A 16,058-nucleotide genomic window follows, 5' to 3' on the forward strand; every position below is an offset into this window, starting at 1 on the left:
CTGCCAGCGGATCAGTCGCGCTCCGCCTCGCCAAGCCCGGCCCAGCCGCCACCGAGGGCGGCAATCAACTGCACGCTGGCCAGCAGCTGACTGCCTTGCAGATCGAGCAAATTGCGTTCACTGGTCAGCGCGCTGGTCTGGGCACTGGCGACGCTCAGGTAATCCACCGTACCGGCGCGGTACTGGCTGTCGATCAGGCGCAGCGACTCGCGCGCCGCCTCCAGCGCGGCGCGGCGGGCCTGTGTCTCGCGCTCGGCAACCGTCAGCTGCACCAAGCGATCCTCCACCTCGCGCAGCGCCTCCAGCACGGTCTGCCGATAGTCGGCCACCGTCTGATCGTAACGGGCCTCGGCCTGCTCGACCCCGGCACGGATGCGCCCGCCATCGAACAGGGTCATCGCCAGTTGCGGACCGATCGACCAGACACGGTTGGGCGCACTGATCCACTCCGCCAGCTGCGCGCCCCGATAGCCGCCAGCAGCCGACAGACTCAGATCCGGGAACCAGGCTGCGCGCGCTACGCCGATCTCGGCATTGGCCGCCATCACCCGCCGTTCCGCCCCCGCCACATCCGGGCGGCGCTCCAAAAGCTGCGAGGGCACGGCCACTGGCAGCGCCGGCAGCGCCGGCAAACCGTTGCGTGGAGCCAGACGCACACCGGCCGGCGCCTCGCCCAGCAGCACGGCCAGCGCGAGCTCCAGCTGGGCGCGCTGGTAATCGAGGTCGATGCGCTGGGCGCGGGTATTCTGCAGCTGGGTCTGGGCCTGGCTGACATCGGACTTGGGCACCAGCCCGGCGCGGTATTGGTTTTCGCTCAGGCGCAGCGAGCGCGCAAAGGCCTCGAGGGTCGCATCCAGCAAACGGATCTGCTCATCCACCACCCGCAGCTGCAGGTAGATCTGCGCCAGCTCGCTCTGCAGACTCAGGCGCAGCGCAGCCAGATCCGCCTCACTGGCGGCCAGCCGCGCCCGATCAGCTTGCACCTGCCCGCGCAGCCGGCCCCAGAGATCCAGCTCCCAGCGCACCCCAAGGCTCGCATCGTACTGCTTGTCGGTGCGCGCCCCGCTGGCACTGCGACTGACCCCAGCGTCCCCCGTCACGCTAGGCAACAGCGCGGCGCGGCTATCGCGCACCAGCGCCCGGGCCTGGCGCCAGGCCGCTTCAGCGGCGATCAGATCCTGGTTGCGGGCCTCAAAGCGCACCATCAGCGCGTTCAGCTCGGCGTCGCCAAACAGTTGCCACCAGGGGCCGCGTGCCTCTGTGTCGGCAGGCGCAGCCGGCTTCCAGCCCGGCAGGGCGTGAAACTGTGCCGGGGTCTGCAGCGCTGGACGCTGATAAGCCGGCCCCAGGCTGCAACCGCCGAGGGCCACGACCAAGAGAACGGGCAGCCCATAACGGGCCGGCACCCGGTACAGGGAGAGAGAAAGGCTCATGGCAGGGTTTCCAGTTCGCAGGCTTGACGGCCCCGGCCCCAGCGCCGGATGCGCTGACTCAGGCGGTCGAGGTACAGGTAGACCACCGGGGTGGTGTAGAGGGTTAAGAGCTGACTGAGCACCAGACCACCGACGATGGTCAGGCCGAGCGGCTCGCGCATCTCCGCGCCCTCGGCGCTGCCCAACAGCAGCGGCAAGGCGCCAAGAATCGCCGATAAGGTGGTCATCAGAATCGGCCGAAAACGCAGCAGGCAGGCCTCGCGGATCGCGCTGAGGGTGTCATAGCCCTGCTGGCGCTCGAGCTGCAGGGCCAGATCGATCATCAGAATCGCATTCTTCTTCACCACGCCGATCAACAGGAACAGCCCGAGCAGCGAGATCAGGCTGAACTGCCCGCCAGTCAGCTCGATGGCCAGCAGCGCGCCAACCCCCGCCGAGGGCAGAGTCGACAGGATGGTCAGCGGGTGGACATAGCTCTCATACAGAATGCCCAGCACGATGTAGACCAGCAGCAGCGCGCCGAGAATCATCAAAGGCTGGGCGCTCTGGCTCTGCTGGAAGGCCCCGCCCGTACCGCCCAGACGCCCCTGCACGGCGCTGGGCAGATCGATCAGCGCCATGGCCCGCTCGATGGCGGCACCGGCCTGCTCCAGCGTCACCCCCTCGGCCAGGGCAAAACTGATGCTCTCGGCGGCAAAGGCACCCTCGTGCTGCACCCGGTCGTTGGCCAGGCTGCGCTCCCAGCGGGCGAAGGTGGACAGCGGCACCGGCTGGCCATCGGCGGCGATCAGGCGCACCTGATCGAGCGCCTCGGGGTACTGGGCATAGCGCGGGTCGATCTCCATCACCACGCTGTACTGGTTGAGGTTTTCATAAATGGTCGAGACCTGACGCTGGCTGAAGGCGTTGTTGAGCAGCGCGGTGACCATCGCCATGTCCACCCCCAGCCGGCGCGCCTGCTCACGGTCTACCACCAGGGTGATCTGCTGGGTACCGGCGCTTTCACGCCCATCGACATCGGTGAGCTCGGGCAGTGCCTTGAGCGCTTCCAAGACCCGCGGCTGCCAGCGCTGCAGGTCCTCCAGTTCGCTGGCCAGCAGCACGAACTCATTTTCCGAACTGCCGCCCTCACGGGCCCCAAAGCGCAGGTCCTGATCCGGCATCAAAAACAGCTGCGCGCCCGGCACCTTGGGCAGGCTGCGGCGCAATCGGTCAGCCACCTGCTGGGCGCTCTGATCCCGCTCGGCGGCCGGTTTGAGGCGCACGATCATGAAGGCATTGTTGATCCCGCCCTGCCCGCCAATAAAACCGGCCACGCTGTCTACCGCCGGGTCAGTCAGCACCGCACGGCGAAAGATCTCCATCTTCGGCTGCATCACCTGAAAAGACAGCCCGTCATCGCCCCGGATAAAGCCAATCAGCTGGCCAGTATCCTGCTGCGGGAAGAAGGTCTTGGGTACATGCACGTACAGCCAGACGTTCAGGGCGATGGTCAGCAGCAGACTGAACAGCGTCAGCAGGCGATGCCGCAGCGCCCAGTCCAGACTGATCCGGTAACCGGCCAGCACCGCCGCCTGCACGCGCTGCAGCCGCTGCCCCAGACGCCCCGGCGCGCTCGCTTCGCCCGTCGCGCGCAACCAGCGGGCGCAGAGCATGGGCGTCAGGGTCAGTGAGACCAGCAGCGAGATCAGGATCGCCACCGTCAGGGTGACGGCAAACTCGCGGAACAGCTTCTCGACGATCCCACCCATGAACAGGATCGACAGAAACACCACCACCAGCGACAGGTTCATCGACAGCAGGGTAAAGCCGACCTCCTTCGAGCCCTTGAGCGCCGCGGCCAGAGGCGGCTCGCCGCGTTCGATGTGCCGGGTGATGTTCTCCAGCACCACGATGGCATCATCGACCACCAGCCCAGTGGCAATGATCAGCGCCATCAAGGACAGGTTGTTCAGGGAGAAGCCGAGCAAGTACATGGCCGTGAAGCTGCCGACCAGCGACACCGGCACCGCCAGCGCCGGAATCAGCGTGGCGCGCGGGCGCCCCAGGAAGGCCAGCACCACCAGAATCACCAGCACGACCGCAATCAGCAGGCTGCGCTGCGCCTCCTCCAGCGTGGCGCGGATGGTCGGCGAGCGGTCCATCGCCACCTCCAGCTCGACACTGGCATGCAGCACCGCGGCCAGCGCCGGCAGCTCCGCGCGAATCTGTGCAATGGTTTCGATGATGTTGGCGCCGGCCTGGCGATTGATCACCAGCAGAATCGCCTCACGGTCGTTGAAGAAACCGCTGTTGTAGCGATCCTCCACTGCATCGCGCACCTCGGCGACATCCCCCAGACGGATCGCCGCGCCGTCCTGATGACGGATGATCAGCGGCAGGTAATCGGCGGCGCGCGCCAGCTGGTCGTTGCTGGCGACCTGCCAATGGCGGCTACCGTCCTCCAGCGCACCCTTGGGACCGCGCACATTCGCTTCGCGCAGGGCATTGCGCACCTCATCCAGCGCAATGCCGTACTGCTCAAGCAGGCGTGGCTGCAGGGATACCCGCACCGCCGGCAAGGAGCTGCCGCCGACCTGCACCTCGCCCACCCCAGGGATCTGCGAGAGCTTCTGGGCGACGATGGTCGAGGCGGCGTCATAGAGCTGGCCCTTGTCCAGCACCGTGGAGGTCAGCGACAGCACCATGATCGGCGCCTGGGACGGATTGACCTTGCGGTAGGTCGGCATGCTGCGCATGGCGCTGGGCAACAGGCTGCGCGAGGCGTTGATCGCCGCCTGCACCTCGCGGGCGGCGGCGTTGATGTCGCGGTCCAGATCAAACTGCAGAATGACCCGTGTCGAGCCCTGGCTGCTGCGGCTGGTCATCTGGTTGATCCCGGCGATGCTGCCAAAGGCGCGCTCCAGCGGTGTGGCCACGCTGGAGGCCATCACCTGCGGGCTGGCACCGGGCAGGCTGGCCTGCACGGTGATCACCGGGAAATCCATCTGCGGCAACGGCGATACCGGCAGCAGGCCGAAACTCAGCGCCCCGGCCAGCAGGATCGACAGACTGAGCAGCAGCGTGGCCACCGGGCGGGTGATGAACGGCGCGCTGAGGTTCATCGCCCGGCCTCGTCCGCCGCCACCGCCACACCGGCGGCGCTGCGTCCGGTCAGCCGCCGGCTCAGGCGATCGAACCACAGGTAAATCACCGGGGTGGTGAACAGGGTCAGCACCTGACTGACCAACAGCCCCCCCACCATCACCAGCCCCAGCGGTTGGCGCAGCTCGGCACCGGAGCCTGAGGCGAGCATCAGCGGAATGGCCCCGAACAGCGCCGCCAGGGTGGTCATCAGGATCGGCCGAAAACGCAGCAGCGCCGCCTGACGGATGGCGGTCTGTGGATCGCTGCCCTGCTGGCGTTCGGCCTCCAGGGCAAAGTCGATCATCATGATCGCGTTCTTCTTGACGATGCCGATCAAGAGAATGATGCCGATCACCGCAATCAGCCCCAGATCATGGCCGCCGAGCAGCAGCGCCAGCAGCGCCCCGATAGCCGCCGAGGGCAACGTGGAGAGGATGGTGATCGGGTGGATGTAGCTCTCATAGAGCACCCCCAGCACGATGTACATGGTGACCACCGCCGCCAGAATCAGCCACAGCGTCGAGGACAGCGAGGCACGGAAGGCCTCGGCTGCGCCCTGGAAGCGGGTCTGGATCCCTTCCGGCAGCCCCAGCGCCACTTTGATCTGCTCGATACGCGCCACCGCCTCCCCCAGCGCCACACCGGGCGCCAGGTTGAAGGACACGGTCACCGCCGGGAACTGGCCGATACGGTTGACCACCAAAGGCGCGGTGCGCTGCTCGATACGCACCAGGCTGGCCAGCGGCACCGGCGTGCCATCCGCGCCCGCCACATGCAAGCCACGCAGCGCCGCCAGCCCCTCGGTGCGGGCGTCCTGACTCTCCAGCACCACCCGGTACTGGCTGGTCTGGGTAAAAATGGTGGAGATCTGCCGCTGACCAAACGCATCGTAGAGCGCGCTATCAATGGCACCGATGCTCACCCCGAGGCGGCCAGCCAGATCGCGATCGATGTCCAGCCAGGCCTGCAGGCCGCGGTTCTGCAGATCGCTGGTCACATCCTGCAGAGTGGGCTCCTGCGCCAGCGCCTCGATCAGCCGGGGCGTCCATGTCTCCAGCAAGGCTGCATCCGGCGACTCCAGGCTGAAGCGGTACTGGGTACGGCTGACCCGATCCTCGATGCTCAGCTCCTGTACCGGCTGCAGGAACAGCTCGATACCCGGCACCTGCGCCAGCCGCGGGCGCAGCCGCTCGATCACCTCGGCGGCGCTCACCTCGCGCTCGGCGTGTGGCTTGAGATTGATCTGCAGCCGACCGCTGTTGAGGGTCGCATTGTCGCCATCCACACCGATGTAGGAGGACACACTGGCCACCGCTGGATCACGGAGGATGACCTCGCTCAAGCGCTGCTGGCGCTCACTCATCGCCGCAAAGGAGATGCTCTGCGGCGCCTGGCTGATACCCTGAATCGCCCCGACATCCTGTACCGGGAAGAAGCCCTTGGGCACCGCCTGATAGAGCACCACCGTCAGCAGCAGACTGGCGACCGCCACCAGCAGGGTGAAACGCTGATGGCGCAGCACCCAGCCCAGCCCCCGGTCATAGCGGGCGATCAGCCCATCCAGCCAGGCCCCCGCGGCGCGGTAGAAGCGCCCTTGCTCGGCGGCAGGGTCATGACGCAGCAAGCGGGCGCACATCATCGGCGTGAGGGTCAGCGACACCAGCAGCGAAATCAGGATCGCCACCGCCAGGGTGATGGCGAACTCGCGGAACAGCCGCCCCACCACATCAGCCATGAACAGCAGCGGAATCAGCACGGCAATCAGCGAAAAGGTCAGCGAGATCAGGGTAAAGCCGATCTGCCGGGCGCCCTTGAGCGCGGCCTCCAGCGGCGTCTCGCCGGCTTCAAGGTAGCGGGCGACGTTTTCCAGCATGACGATCGCATCGTCCACCACAAAGCCGGTGGCGATTACCAGCGCCATCAGGGTCAGGTTATTGATCGAGAAGCCCGCCAGATGCATCACCGCAAAGGTGCCGATCAAGGACAGCGGCACCACCACGGAGGGAATCAGCGTCGCGGCCAGGCGGCGCAGGAACACGAAGGTCACCAGCACCACCAGCGCGATCGCCAGCAGAAGCTCGAACTGCACATCACGCACGGCGGCTCGGATGGTCTGGGTACGGTCGCTGAGCACCGTGACCTCGACCCCGACCGGCAGGCTGGCGGTGATTCCCGGCAGCAGGGCCTGAATGCGATCGACCACCTCGATGACATTCGCGCCCGGCTGACGCTGCACATTGACCAGCACCGCCGCGTTGCGGTCAGCCCAGGCGGCCAGACGCTCGTTTTCCGCACCATCGACCACCTCGGCAACGTCGCCCAAGCGCAGGCTCGCGCCCTCGCGGTAGCTCAGCAGCAGGTCGCGGTATTCGGCGGCGGATTTCAGCTGGTCATTGGCGTCGAGCTGGGACACCCGGGTCGGGCCGTCGAAGTTGCCCTTGGGCTGATTGACGTTGGCAGCGGCGATCAGGCTGCGCACATCACTCAGCGTCAGGCCGTACGCGGCCAGCGCCTGCGGGTTGACACGAATGCGCACCGCCGGGCGCTGGCCACCGGCCAGACTGACCAGCCCCACACCACTGATCTGCGCCAGCTTCTGTGCCATGCGCGTATCGACCAGATCATTGACCTCTGGCAGCGGCAGCGTCGTCGAGGTCACCGCCAGCGTCAGCACCGGCGTATCGGCCGGGTTGACCTTGTTGTAGACCGGCGGGGCCGGCAGGTCATTGGGCAGCAGGTTACTGGCCGCATTGATCGCCGCCTGCACCTCCTGCTCGGCCACCTCCAGCGCCACCTCCAGGTTGAAGCGCAGGGTGATCACCGAGGCGCCACCCGAGCTGGTCGAGGACAGCTGCGCCAGCCCTGGCATACGCCCGAACTGGCGCTCCAGAGGTGCGGTCACCGCACTGCCCATCACCTCGGGGCTGGCACCGGGGTACAGCGTCAGGACGCGGATGGTCGGGTAATCGACCTGGGGCAAGGCGGCCACCGGCAGCAGACGGTAGGCCAGTACCCCGGCCAGAAAGATCGCCACCATCAGCAGGGTGGTCGCCACCGGGCGCAGGATGAACGGACGGGACAGGTTCATTCCGGCTTCCTGCGTGGGACGGCTTTACCGGCGGCACGCCCGGACGCAGCCCCCTCACCGGAACCTGAGCCCGGCGCAGGCGCGGCCGCGGCCGCGGCCGGCTTGAAGGCACCTTCCACCACCTCGACCCGACTGCCCTCACGCAGCCGATCCGTGCCCTCAATTACCACCCGCTCACCCGCCTCCAGGCCGCTGGCAATCACGCTGCGCTCGCCTTCTGCCACTGCCACCTGCACCGGGCGCAGGCTGACCTGATTCTCGGCATCGACCACATAGACAAAGGTGCCCGCATTGCCAAACTGCACCGCCGCCGAGGGCACCAGCAGCACCTGCTCCAAGGTATCCACGCGCAGACGCACATTGACGAACTGGTTGGGGAACAGGCGCTCATCATCGTTGGCAAAGCGGGCCTTGAGGCGCACGGTGCCGGTGCGGGTGTCGATCTGGTTGTCGATGCTGGCCAGAACCCCCTCGGCCAGCGGGGTACGCTCGTTGCGGTCCCACGCCTGCACGGTCAGCGGCTGGCCGCTGCGATAACGCGCCAGCACGGCCGCCAGTTCCGCTTCAGGCAGGGTGAAATTCACGCTGATCGGCCGGGTCTGGGTGATGGTGACCAGCGTACTGGACTCACCCGCCGACACCAGGTTGCCGGCATCGATCTGACGCAGGCCCAAACGCCCGGCCAGCGGGGCACGCAGCTCAGTGAACTCCAGACGCAGGCGCGCTTCATCGACCTGTGCCTGCAGGCTGCGCAGGCTGCCACGCAGCTGCTCGACGCGGGCCTGCTGGCTGTCCAAGGTCTGCCGGGCGATGGAGTCCTCGGCATACAGGCCCTCGTAGCGGCGCAGATCCAGCTCGGCGTTACGCAATTCGGCGCGGCGCTCCTGCAGGTTGCCCTCGGCCTGGGCCAGGGCGGCGGCATAGCTGCGCGGGTCGATGCGCGCCAGCAGCTGCCCGGCCTTGACCTCGGCACCCTCCTCGAACAGTACCTCCAGCAGCTCGCCTTCTACCTGCGGGCGGACACTGACGCTGCTGAGTGCCTGCACGGTCCCCAGTGCCCGGCGCTCCAGCGCAAAAGCACTCCGCTCGACCTCAGCAAGACGCACCGGCACCGCACCGCCCATGCCCATCCCCCGGAAACCACCGCCCGGTCGGCCGCCGGGCGGGCTGGTCAGGCTGCCACTCCCACCACGGGCCGCCGCGCCCTCCGCCGGCCCATCGCTGGCCGGCCAGAACCACCAGGTCAGCGCGCCGGCCAGTACCACAAGCGCTGCCGCCATCGACCAGCGGGACGACAGGGATCGTGAGGAAAGAGGGGCTTCGGGCATGATGCAGGCTCACTGTGAGGGGGATTGAACGATAAAGCCTCTCACTTGGGATGCAAAGCCGCTTTACCGGCCCTTTACCCAGCCGCGGTGCCGGAGTGTTACAAGGGGTGAACGGTCGAAGCGATTGAGGGCGAATCCACTCGCCATCACAGGGTGCCTGTAAGGAATATCAGCGCGGCCCGGAGACGTTTGCGCGATGCACCGCACTGAAACCGGCAGCGCCTGCGCCGCAAACGGGCGCAGGCGCTGCTGCGGGATTACAGCGCGTTGAGGGCGGCGGTGTAGTCCGGCTCGTTGGCAATTTCACCGACCAGCTCGACGTGCAGCACCTTGTCGCTCTCATCCAGCACCACCACCGCACGGGCGGCGAGCCCTGCCAGCGGGCCATCGGCAATCGCCACGCCGTAATCACGCAGGAAGGCACTGCCGCGCAGGGTGGACAGGTTGATCACCTTGTCCAGCCCCTCAGCGGCGCAGAAGCGCTTCTGAGCAAACGGCAGGTCGGCGGAGATGCACAGCACCACGGTGTTTTCCAGCGCGCTGGCCTGGGCGTTGAAGGTGCGCACCGAGGTGGCGCAGGTCGGGGTATCGACGCTGGGGAAGATGTTCAACACCTTACGCTGGCCGGCGAAATCGCTCAGGTCCTTGTCGGCCAGATCAGCGCCTACCAGGCGAAATGCCGGAGCCTGCTGGCCAACCTGCGGCAGCTGGCCGTCGAGCTGGACCGGATGGCCTTTGAGGGTGACTTGGGTCATGGTGGGGTTCCTTGTAGCAGGGAATAAGCCCCGCACAGGCGGGGCGATGGGATCAGGGTTGCCCGCGAAAGTAGATGCGCGTCAGGCGCAGGACAACCGGGCTCAGCAACAGTAGCGCGATCAAGTTGGGAATCGCCATCAGCCCGTTGAGGGTATCGGCGGCCAGCCAGGCAAACTCCAGATGGGCAACCGCCCCAAAAGGGATGGCCAGCACGAACAACATGCGAAATGGCAGCCGGCTGCGGGTGCCGGCCAGATACTCCCAGCACTTTTCGCCGTAATAGCCCCAGCCCAGAATCGTGGTGAAGGCAAACAGCGCCAGCGCGCCGGCAATCAGGTGCGCGCCTACGCCGGGCAGGCTGGCCTCGAAGGCCGCCGAGCTGAGCGCCGCGCCGCTGGCGCCGCTGCTCCACAGCCCTGAGCAGAGAATCGCAAGCCCCGTCAGGGTGCAGATCACCAGGGTATCGATGAAGGTGCCAAGCATGCCGATCAGCCCGGCGCGCACCGAGCTGGTGGTGGTACTGGCGGCCTGAGCAATCCCGGCGGTCCCAAGCCCCGCCTCGTTGGAGAAGATACCCCGCGCCACACCAAAGCGGATCGCCGCCATCACCGCCGCCCCGGCAAAGCCGCCGGTGGCCGCAATCGGCGTGAAGGCATGGGTGACGATCAGGCGCAGCGCCTCAGGCACCTGCGCGGCATTCAGCGCCACCACCAGCAGCGCCGCCAGCACATAGATCACACTCATAGTCGGTACCAGCGCCTGCGCCACCAGACCGATCCGGCGGATACCACCGAGGATCACCAGCCCGGCCAGCAACATGACCGACAGCCCCGTCAGCCAGGCCGGCATGCCAAAGGAGGCGTCCAGCGCGGCCGCCATGCTGTTGACCTGCACCATGTTGCCGATCCCAAAGCCTGCCAGCCCGCCAAACAGCGCAAAGGCGCTGCCCAGCCACTGCCAGCGCGGCCCGAGACCATTCTTGATCGCGTACATCGGCCCGCCAACGTGCTCACCCTGGACATCCACCTCACGGTAATGCACAGCCAGCACCACCTCGGCGTATTTGGTGGCCATGCCGACCAGTGCCGTACACCACATCCAGAACAGCGCCCCCGGCCCACCGAGGAAGATCGCCGTGGCCACGCCGGCGATATTGCCGGTGCCGATGGTCGCCGCCAGGGTCGTCATCAGCGCCGCGAACGGGCTGATCTCGCCGGTACCGGCCTCTCCCTTGTGCCGCCCCTGCCAGAGCAGGACGAAACCCTGCCCCAGCCGCCGCAGCGGCATGCCACGCAGCATCAGCATCAGCCAGAGCCCCGTCCCCAGGATCAGCACCAGCATCGGCGGCCCCCAGACCAGTGCGTTGAGCTGTTCGGTCAGCGCGTGCATTCCTTCCATTTCTGTACCTCATACCCTCAAGATCCGCGCCAGCAACGCCCATCCGCGCTCAGGCTGGCTGTGTGGCGCCGATGCTAACACGCCCTCTGCCTGACACGGCCTGCGGCTCGGCAGGCCCTGGCCTGATCGGCTAGCATGGCGACTTTTTCCGGAATACCCCGCGATGAAACTCGTCTCCTTCAACATCAACGGCCTGCGCGCCCGCCCCCATCAACTGGCCGCACTGATCGAGCGGCACCAGCCGGACATCATCGGCCTGCAGGAAACCAAAGTGGCTGATGAGCAGTTCCCGCAGGCCGAGATCGAGGCATTCGGCTATCACGTTGAGTACCACGGGCAGAAGGGCCACTACGGGGTCGCCCTGCTCTCGCGCCAGGCGCCGCAGCAGCTGATCAAGGGCTTCCCCTGGGATGGTGAGGAATCGCAGCGGCGCTTCATCGGCGCCACCTTCACCGATGCCCAGGGCTTGCCGCTGCATGTGTTCAACGGCTACTTCCCGCAGGGCGAGAGCCGCAGCCACGCCAGCAAATTTCCGGCCAAGACGCAGTTCTACGCCGACCTGCAGCGCCTTCTCGAGGAGCAGTTCAGCCCCGAGCAGGGCGTGGTGGTGATGGGCGACTTCAACATCTCCCCCGAGGACTGCGACATCGGCATCGGCGCCGACAATGCCAAACGCTGGCTGCGCACCGGCAAGTGCAGCTTCCTGCCCGAGGAGCGCGAGTGGCTGGCGCGCCTCAAGCACTGGGGGCTGGTGGACAGCTTCCGCCACCTGCATCCCGCGGCCGACGATCGTTTCAGCTGGTTCGACTACCGCAGCCGCGGCTTTGAGGATGTACCCAAGCGCGGGCTGCGCATCGACCTGATCATGGCCTCCCGCGGGCTGCTGCCGCGCTTGGGCGGCGCCGGCATCGACTATGAACTGCGCGCAATGGAAAAACCCTCAGACCACGCGCCGGTCTGGTTACAACTGGACTGAGCCGGCACACCCGCTACACTGCGCGACTTTTTGCTGCGGAGCATCTGCATGCCCATCGCCATGGCCCGTCACATCCTGCTCAAGACCGCCCAGGAGGCCGAGCAGCTCAAAGCCCGTCTGGACAAGGGCGAGGACTTTGCCACCCTCGCCCGCCGTCATTCGCTCTGCCCCTCCCGCAAACGCGGAGGAGATCTGGGCGAAATCCGTCCGGGACAGATGATCAAGGCCTTCGAGAGCGTGGTGTTTCGCAAGCCACTGCATCAGGTGCATGGCCCGCTGAAGACTACCTTTGGCTGGCACCTGATCGTGGTCTACTTCCGCGACTAAGCGGCGCGCGCACTCAAGGCCGGTGCACAGCGCCAGCGCGCTTCACCGGCCAAGATGTGGTTCAGAGCACCAGTACATCGCAGTGGGCATGGGCGATCACATGCTTGGTGACGCTGCCCAGCAGCAGTTCATCGAGCACGCCCTGCCCCCGCCGGCCCATCGCGATCAGCTCGCTGCCGCGAAGATTCGCCTGCTGCAGCACCTGCAGCGCCGGATCTCCGCCGAGCAGCACGCTATCCACCGAGCGCCCCTGCAGCGCTTCGCTGCTGCGCAGTGCCTCCATCGACTGCGCGGCGCGCTGGCGAACCTCCTCGCGCAGCCGGATGATCTGTGATTCCTCAACACCCGCATGGCGCAGCATGCCCTCGAAAGGCACCGAGAACACATGCAGCAGGGTCAAGTGCGCCTCGGGCGCCAGCTGACGCAGCAAGGCCAGCGCGCGCTCGGTGCGCGGCGAGAAATCCACCGGCAGCAAGATGTGCTGATAGTCACCCTGCACCGCACCGCGCACCGTCAACAAGGGCCGGTTGCTCTTGCGCAGCAGACGCTCGGCGGTCGAGCCCAGCGTCAGCTCGCGGATCAGCCCCTGCCCCTGCGCGCCGACCACCACCAGCCCCGCATCACAGGCATCGCTGTAATCCAGCAGCTCATCCAATACTACGCCCTGCGAGAGGTGTAGCCCGGCACTCACACCGGTTTCGGCCTGCAGGCGCGCGGCCAGCGCGTGCAGCTGTTCATGGGCATCTTGCGTCAGACGCGCGCCCAGTGCCGTGTCCGCCAGGCCGAACAGGGCCTGCAGTTGCTGCAGGGCTTGCCGGGCCAGTACATGCTGCACCTGCAACCGCGCCCCGCATTGCCGGGCCAGCCGCGCCGCGCGCAGGGCCGCGGCCTCGGCAGGTGAGGAAAAGTCGGTCATGGCAAGCAGGGTGTGCAGAGCAGACATCGCAGGATTCCTGAACAGGGCGCCGTTGAAAGGGTTCGAGGGCAGACTACTCGCCCATCCAGTCCCTGACCAGCCGGTCAACCTCCTGTTCGGCGTGCTGCAAGGTGGCATCGCTCTGGCGGGTGTAAGCCTCGATCTCCGCCTCGATCGCCTGCAGGCTGGGTACCGGGCGGGCAACCGGCCGGATGACCTGACGCACAGGGGCGGCGTTGGCCGCAGGCGCGCCACTGGCCGGCACCACGGCGGCCGGCGTGGGCGCTACGCTCGATGCAGCCGGTGGCGTTGAGGTCGCTGGCGCGGAGGGTACGGGTGCGGGGCGCGGCCGTGTGGCCTGCGGCGCGAGCACGACGGCAGGACGTGGTGCGGGGGCCGGAGCGATCACGCGAGGAGGCACGCTCGCCGGAACCACCGGCCGGGCCGACGGGACACTGGGCACGGCTGCCGGCGTTGGCGTTGGCGTTGGCGTTGGCGTTGGCGTTGGCGTTGGCGTTGGCGTTGGCGTTGGCGTTGGCGTTGGCGTCAAGCGTGCAGCCGGTGGTGCAGTACGGTCAACCGACGTGGTGGGCGCAGCGGTGGGTGGGCTCGCCGGCTCTTGGGGCGCCGCCGCAGGTACGGGCAACGCCGGGGCAGGTGCCGGCGCGGGCGCGGGCGCGGGCGCGGGCGGTGCCGAAGCATCTGGCTCCTCCACAGACTGAGGGGCGGTCGCCTCTGGCACGCTCGGCGTGGGCACCTCCGCAGGCGCTGGCGGACGGGCGGCGCAACCGGCAAGCCACAGCGCCAACATCGCTACAGGCAGATGCGAATCAAGGAACAATCGGGGCATACACAACGCTCACTGCAAAGCAGACAGAAACCGGCCACCGCGGCAGGCCGTCAGCGTACAGTATCGCGACCGTTGACCTGAGCGTCGAGCGCGCGCGGATCCAGGCGCTGCCAGAGCGCATAACCCTCGATGAAAAAGTCCGGCAAGGGACGCTGGCTGTACTGCTGCAGACGCAAGACATCCAGGCAATCCTGCCATTCCAGCAGGTCCAGGTGCCGCAGGCGGGTCAGGTCAAAGCGTCGCCCGGTGGACAGCCCGAGCAAGAAGTCCCGGCAGATGCCACGCACCCGCTCATCTAGTCCATACAGCGCCAGCTCCAGCACCCGCACCAGTGCCTCGATGCCACGGCTGACCGCCTGTGGACGCTCGGCCTGCCACTGCTGGTAATGCCGCAAACGGTGGTTGACCTGCTCCTCAATCTCGCGCAGTTCGCGCGCGCGGCGCGCCTCACCGATGTCACGCACACGAGGGGTGGAGGACGGCGCATCGTAGTTGCTATTGCTCATGGCGTTCACCTGCTAGCGATCGAGCGCTTCAGACCCATCGGCAGAGACCCGTGCCAGCGCCTCCGGCAGCGATGCAAGACGGGCATCCATGGCAAGCATAGCCGCCCTGCGCATAAACACCGGACGATGTAGCGCGAGCAGTACGGCAGCGAGCGACCTGACCTTGCCCCCCGCCCGACCGGGCCATCCGCCCTCTCGCACTCAGTCCAGCAATTCCGCCGTCAGCCCCTGACTCTCCAGCAGTGTCCGCAGGCTGCGCAGGGCTTCCACCTGCAGCTGACGCACCCGCTCGCGGGTCAGCCCCAGCAGCTGGCCGACCTCCTCAAGGGTCTGCGCCTCCTGATCGTGCAGACCAAAACGGCGGATGACTACCTGGAGGGAGCGCTCGGGCAACGCAGCCAGCCAGTCCTCGATACTGCGCTCCAGCTCGCCGCGTTGCAGCAGCAGGCAGGGGTCGTACTGAGGGTCAGCCAGCACATCGTGCAGGGTGTGTTCGCTGTGCTCACCCAGGCTGCTGTCCAGTGAGCTGACCCGCTCACGCAGCGCCATGATCCGACTGACCTCGGCCAGTGGCTTGCCCAGCAGCGCGGCGATGTCCTCGTTACCGGGCTCATGGGCCAGCTTGCGATTGAGCTCATGGGCTGCCCGCAGGCAGTTGTTCAGATCCTTGACGACCTGCACCGGCAAACGGATGGTGCGGGGCTGGATCATCAGTGCCCGCTCGATGTTCTGGCGGATCCACCAGGTGGCGTAGGTGGAAAAACGAAAGCCGCGCTCAGGATCGAACTTCTCCACGGCGCGCATCAGACCGAGATTGCCCTCCTCGATCAGATCCAGCAGCGGCAGCCCCCGGTTGAGGTAGCGCCGGGCGATCTTCACTACCAGGCGCAGGTTGCTCTCGATCATGTGCTGGCGGGCCGCCACCTCCCCGGCTTGCACGCGGCGCGCCAGCGCCTGTTCCTCTTCGGCACTGAGCAGACCGGCAAAGCCGACCTCACCGAGGTAGCGCTGGGTGGCGTCCAGCGTCTGGTCGCACGGGGCTTCCTGCTTGGCGCGGGAGGCGCGGGTAGATCGCTGAGGCACATGACTGGCTTCGGCCCGCAAAACATCACTGACAGGGACGGTGTCGATGCGGGGCAGCGCAGATTCTCGAGCTTGCATGGGTCATCGCTTCCTGCTGATTGTTGTGTGAGTCGATGCGGGTTGGTGCCCGATAGTTGTACAAGAAGCAGATAATTGCAAAAGATTATTTGGGTATAACCCTAAAACTTGTTGAGATATTAATCCGGCAATAAGATAGAGCATAATCAGTATTTTCAAAATGACCAACGATGCACGCAGCCTCAGCCCCCTG

13 protein-coding genes are annotated in these 16,058 nt (G+C 66.7%); 2 read left to right on the top strand and 11 right to left on the bottom strand.

Annotated features, from left to right (window positions below; genetic code table 11):
* Positions 1 to 11: 11 nt before the first annotated feature.
* The 6 genes from MXC11_RS10590 to MXC11_RS10615 form a co-directional block, all read right to left on the bottom strand.
* Complete coding sequence (locus tag MXC11_RS10590; protein ID WP_250010161.1) at positions 12 to 1,433, bottom strand: efflux transporter outer membrane subunit; 1,422 nt, start codon at positions 1,431 to 1,433, stop codon at positions 12 to 14.
* A complete protein-coding gene (locus MXC11_RS10595; RefSeq protein WP_250010162.1) occupies positions 1,430 to 4,537 on the bottom strand; it encodes an efflux RND transporter permease subunit in 3,108 nt (1,035 codons plus the stop codon). The genes MXC11_RS10590 and MXC11_RS10595 overlap by 4 nt, the downstream gene beginning before the upstream one ends.
* Positions 4,534 to 7,647, bottom strand: coding sequence for an MdtB/MuxB family multidrug efflux RND transporter permease subunit (locus MXC11_RS10600; RefSeq protein ID WP_250010163.1), 3,114 nt, complete (start codon positions 7,645 to 7,647; stop codon positions 4,534 to 4,536). The genes MXC11_RS10595 and MXC11_RS10600 overlap by 4 nt, the downstream gene beginning before the upstream one ends.
* Positions 7,644 to 8,975, bottom strand: a complete 1,332-nt coding sequence (locus tag MXC11_RS10605) for an MdtA/MuxA family multidrug efflux RND transporter periplasmic adaptor subunit (RefSeq protein ID WP_250010164.1) — start codon at positions 8,973 to 8,975, stop codon at positions 7,644 to 7,646. The genes MXC11_RS10600 and MXC11_RS10605 overlap by 4 nt, the downstream gene beginning before the upstream one ends.
* Before the next feature lie 257 nt (positions 8,976 to 9,232).
* Positions 9,233 to 9,730, bottom strand: a complete 498-nt coding sequence (gene tpx, locus MXC11_RS10610; protein ID WP_250010165.1) for a thiol peroxidase — start codon at positions 9,728 to 9,730, stop codon at positions 9,233 to 9,235.
* 52 nt (positions 9,731 to 9,782) lie between these two features.
* On the bottom strand, positions 9,783 to 11,129 hold the full coding sequence (locus MXC11_RS10615) for an alanine/glycine:cation symporter family protein (protein WP_250010166.1): 1,347 nt from the start codon (positions 11,127 to 11,129) through the stop codon (positions 9,783 to 9,785).
* Between the two features lie 163 nt (positions 11,130 to 11,292).
* Here MXC11_RS10615 and xthA point away from each other — a divergent pair, with 163 nt between their 5' ends.
* Both xthA and MXC11_RS10625 read left to right on the top strand, forming a co-directional pair.
* The gene (xthA, locus tag MXC11_RS10620) at positions 11,293 to 12,105 is read left to right on the top strand and encodes an exodeoxyribonuclease III (RefSeq protein ID WP_250010167.1); all 813 of its coding nucleotides are present in this window, start codon (positions 11,293 to 11,295) and stop codon (positions 12,103 to 12,105) included.
* A gap of 48 nt (positions 12,106 to 12,153) precedes the next feature.
* Entirely contained in the window at positions 12,154 to 12,432 is a 279-nt protein-coding gene (locus MXC11_RS10625) for a peptidylprolyl isomerase (protein WP_250010168.1), read from the top strand.
* A gap of 61 nt (positions 12,433 to 12,493) precedes the next feature.
* Here MXC11_RS10625 and MXC11_RS10630 read toward each other — a convergent pair whose 3' ends face one another.
* From MXC11_RS10630 to MXC11_RS10650, 5 genes are all read right to left on the bottom strand, one after another.
* On the bottom strand, positions 12,494 to 13,375 hold the full coding sequence (locus tag MXC11_RS10630; RefSeq protein ID WP_250010169.1) for a universal stress protein: 882 nt from the start codon (positions 13,373 to 13,375) through the stop codon (positions 12,494 to 12,496).
* 46 nt (positions 13,376 to 13,421) lie between these two features.
* Entirely contained in the window at positions 13,422 to 13,574 is a 153-nt protein-coding gene (locus tag MXC11_RS10635) for a hypothetical protein (protein WP_250010170.1), read from the bottom strand.
* A 674-nt stretch (positions 13,575 to 14,248) separates the two neighbouring features.
* The gene (locus tag MXC11_RS10640; protein ID WP_250010171.1) at positions 14,249 to 14,704 is read right to left on the bottom strand and encodes a DUF7673 family protein; all 456 of its coding nucleotides are present in this window, start codon (positions 14,702 to 14,704) and stop codon (positions 14,249 to 14,251) included.
* A gap of 201 nt (positions 14,705 to 14,905) precedes the next feature.
* Entirely contained in the window at positions 14,906 to 15,865 is a 960-nt protein-coding gene (gene rpoS, locus MXC11_RS10645) for an RNA polymerase sigma factor RpoS (protein WP_250010172.1), read from the bottom strand.
* Between the two features lie 3 nt (positions 15,866 to 15,868).
* Positions 15,869 to 16,058 (bottom strand): hypothetical protein (locus MXC11_RS10650; protein WP_250010173.1); only part of this gene is annotated, 190 nt, incomplete at its 5' end.

This window comes from Pseudomonas eutrophicaquae, assembly GCF_023544715.1.
Classification (GTDB): domain Bacteria; phylum Pseudomonadota; class Gammaproteobacteria; order Pseudomonadales; family Pseudomonadaceae; genus Geopseudomonas.